General features: G+C 34.5%; 4 protein-coding genes. All 4 read right to left on the bottom strand.

The genetic code is table 11. The features are described from left to right. Positions 1–131, bottom strand: a 131-nt coding sequence (locus tag ENL20_06640) for a CDP-glycerol glycerophosphotransferase (GenBank protein HHE38233.1), incomplete at its 3' end; no start/stop codon positions are given. A 205-nt stretch (positions 132–336) separates the two neighbouring features. After that, a complete protein-coding gene (gene waaF, locus ENL20_06635) occupies positions 337–1,347 on the bottom strand; it encodes a lipopolysaccharide heptosyltransferase II (protein ID HHE38232.1) in 1,011 nt (336 codons plus the stop codon). Further along, positions 1,344–2,447 carry a glycosyltransferase family 1 protein gene (locus tag ENL20_06630; protein ID HHE38231.1) on the bottom strand — a complete coding sequence of 368 codons (1,104 nt, stop codon included), beginning with the start codon at positions 2,445–2,447 and terminating at the stop codon, positions 1,344–1,346. The genes waaF and ENL20_06630 overlap by 4 nt, the downstream gene beginning before the upstream one ends. Continuing rightward, on the bottom strand, positions 2,429–3,172 hold the full coding sequence (locus ENL20_06625) for a glycosyltransferase family 2 protein (GenBank protein ID HHE38230.1): 744 nt from the start codon (positions 3,170–3,172) through the stop codon (positions 2,429–2,431). Before ENL20_06625 ends, ENL20_06630 begins: the two co-directional genes overlap by 19 nt. Between the last annotated feature and the right edge of the window lie 44 nt (positions 3,173–3,216).

Raw genomic sequence — 3,216 nt, 5'->3', positions numbered from 1 at the left:
TTCTTTTCCATATCGAGAGAGAACCAAATATCATATTTCTCGTCATTCATCAAATATTCTATGACAGGATCAAAAGCGGCTTTGTGATAGGCATAACCGATGCGGAATAAGAGTTTTATCTTTCTATTCAATTTTACTCCCTATTTATCCACACTTTCCGAAGCTTCCCCCAAGAAATTCTCTCAAATAAGATTCGGTAAGTTCTCACTCACAATAATCTCAACCAAGATTCGCGAAGTTTACACTCATAATCATCTCTTCTCATCCCATTCTCATCTAAACCTTCCGAATCCTCTGACATGAGAAAAATTGAGAGAAAGGCTTCGGAAGATAATCTCACCTTAAAGAGCCTTCCTTGAAACGGGAACAAATTTTTTCCAAAATCATTTCCGGTTCAATTAATTTCATACAATTATGATGATCCAGAGGACATTTTTTTCCACCATGACTTCCGCAGGGACGGCAATCAAGATCGTGTTCAAAAACAAAGTCATTTTCTCTGATAGGATAATAACCGATGTTTTTTACGGTTGGACCGAAAATCGCAAAAACATCTGTTTTCATTGCATTTGCCAGATGAAGAGCACCACTGTCATTACAAACGAGTAAATCACATTTTTCCAAGATTGCAGCAGATTCCAATATTGAAGTTTGTCCAGCCAGATTTATGGCATTTTTTTTTGGTAGAATTCTCTGACATAATTCCCTTTCTTCAGAACTGCCGGTCATAATAATAGAAAATCCTTTCTCCACTAACCTTTCTGCAAGGATTTTATAATAAGATTCAGACCAGCATTTTGTTTGCCAAACCGAGCCGGGAGCGATCGCAATTCTCTTTCTTCTTTGATTTACTTTCGAAAGAAATTTTCCTGCTTTCTCAATATCATTTTTGCTTGGGAAAAGTTCAGTTTGAATATCATATTTTCTATTAGAAAATGCTTTTAGTAGATCAAGGTTTTTTTCAATACGATGTTTCCCTTTATAAAAAGGAATCTTCTTAGTTAAGAATTTTGCTGCCAGCCACCTATCGAATCCAATCCTGATTTTTATCCCTGAAAAAAAAGCAAGTAGAGCAGTTGTTAAAGAGCTATGAGGTAAAAAGACAATCTCATAATTTCTTCTTTTAAGGTTGGAAATTGTTTGCAAGAAATGAGCAATTTTATTCTTCCTTTTATCAAAAACAAGGATTTTTTTTAAATAAGGATTATTCTGCAAAATACCTCTTGTTTGAGGAATAACAAGGACATCGACAGCAGCTTTTGGGAAAACCTGTTTTGTATATTTAATCAAAGGAGTTATTAATATTATATCGCCAATAAAGGCTGTATGAATGATCAAAATTCTCATTTTAGTAATTCATTATATAAGTTTAGATTCTTTTGAATAGTAATATTGATATCAAACTTTTTCACAAATTCCAGAGCATTTTTACCGAATCTTTTTCTCGATTCTTGATCTTGGATAAGAGCTAACATTGCTTTCGCGAGCTTATTATCATTTTGAGAAGGAACTAAAAAACCATTATGATTGTTTCTTACAATTTCAGGAATACCTCCAACATTACAGGCAATAACCGGAAGTCCAACGGAAAGAGCATCCAAAATAGAAGTACCTAATCCTTCCAATTTTGAAGCCAGCACAAAAACATCAAAATTTTTCAGGAATAATCCGACATTTTCCTGGAAACCTGCAAAAATGAACCTTTTCCCTAAATTCAGATCGCTTGCCATTTTTTTTATTTTGCTTTCATCGATTCCCGTACCCACTGCAATAAAAGTTAGATTTTCAATTTTTGAAAGAACAATCTTTGCGGTTTTTAAGAGATTTGGATAATCTTTATGCCCGACAATCGCAGCGACTGTTCCGACGATCAGATGGTTCGCGGGGATCTTCCACATTTCCCGGAATTCTTTTCCCGGTTCTATCTGATCGAATTTATGAATATCGATCCCGCTGTGAATGGTTACTAATTTATTCTGTTCTATCCCATCCTCGAGTAAGACTTTTCTGATACCGTTAGAAATGCAAACTATTCTGTTCATCCAATTATTATTATATTTGAACTTTTTTGAAAAAGCATTTCTTATATGAAAATCGACGCGACGAACGCTAATAAGAAAAAGTTCCCGATAGAATAATTTTGCCCAGATGCCGATCGCTAAAGCATGGGCAGAATGCAAATGCAAAATACGAAATTTTTTCCTGTAACAGATACGAGCGATCTTTAATCCGGCAATAATATCGGCTTCGTTGTGCATTTTGAGAGAGATATAAGGAATTTTTTTTCTTTTACAGAATTTAGAAAATTCCGATTGCGGCTGGCAGATCAAACAAGTATGGAATCCCTTCTTATGAAGATTCTCTAACAAATATGCCACTTGTTGTTGACCACCGCGCCAACCAAACTCAGTATCGATATGAAGAATTCCTATTTGTTTAATTTCCATAATTTTAGATATTTTAAATAAATTCCCCAGGAAGAATTAAGACAGAGAACAAAACCGTGAATACCGTCCAGAAATCCCAATTGAAGGAAATACATTTTAAGGAATTTTAAAAAACCGCGCATAAATGCTGACAAAGGAGTCGATCTTCGATTTTTTTCCAAAAGTGTTTGCGAACCTAATGTCGAATAATGCTCCATTTTTTTTAGATGAGATTCGATTGTGGGATATGTATAATGTAAAATAGGTTGATTTATTCTACCTTTGTCTCCTTGAACAACAACCGATTCATGAACAATTTTATCATTAAAATTTGCATAATTTTTATCGAAAAGACGAACCGGAAAATCCCGGTTCCATCCGCAATACTTAATCTTTTTTCCTAAATAATATGAAATTCTTTTGATGCTGTAAGCTTTGAATTCCGGGTTTTGCAAGATCTTGTCGATCTCCTCTCTCAATTCGGAAGTGATCTGTTCATCCGCATCTAAAGAGAGTATCCAATTGTTCTTTGCGAATGAGACAGCTTTTTTTTTCGTTAGCCCGAATCCAAACCATTCTGTTTGATAAACACGACATTGAAAATTTTGACAGATATTAACGGTTCTATCAATCGATCTGGAATCCAGGATAATTATTTCATCGGCAAAGCGAGCAGATTTCAAGCATCGTTCGATATTAGATTCTTCGTTTTTGGTGATGAGTACAACAGAAAGTTTATTCTTCATTTTTTGTATTTCTTAGTATTTCAAGAAGTTTTAAAGCTCTGTTT

It is taken from the genome of Candidatus Cloacimonadota bacterium (assembly GCA_011372345.1).
In the GTDB taxonomy this organism is placed as follows: domain Bacteria; phylum Cloacimonadota; class Cloacimonadia; order Cloacimonadales; family TCS61; genus DRTC01.
The sequence above is the reverse complement of the archived record's forward strand: the minus strand, read 5'-3'. Positions and strand labels throughout refer to the sequence as shown.

Coding starts and splice junctions, on each gene's coding strand:
- waaF (HHE38232.1), bottom strand. CDS start 1,347: ATGAGAATTTTGATCATTCATACAGCCTTTATTGGCGATATAATATTA.
- ENL20_06630 (HHE38231.1), bottom strand. CDS start 2,447: ATGGAAATTAAACAAATAGGAATTCTTCATATCGATACTGAGTTTGGT.
- ENL20_06625 (HHE38230.1), bottom strand. CDS start 3,172: ATGAAGAATAAACTTTCTGTTGTACTCATCACCAAAAACGAAGAATCT.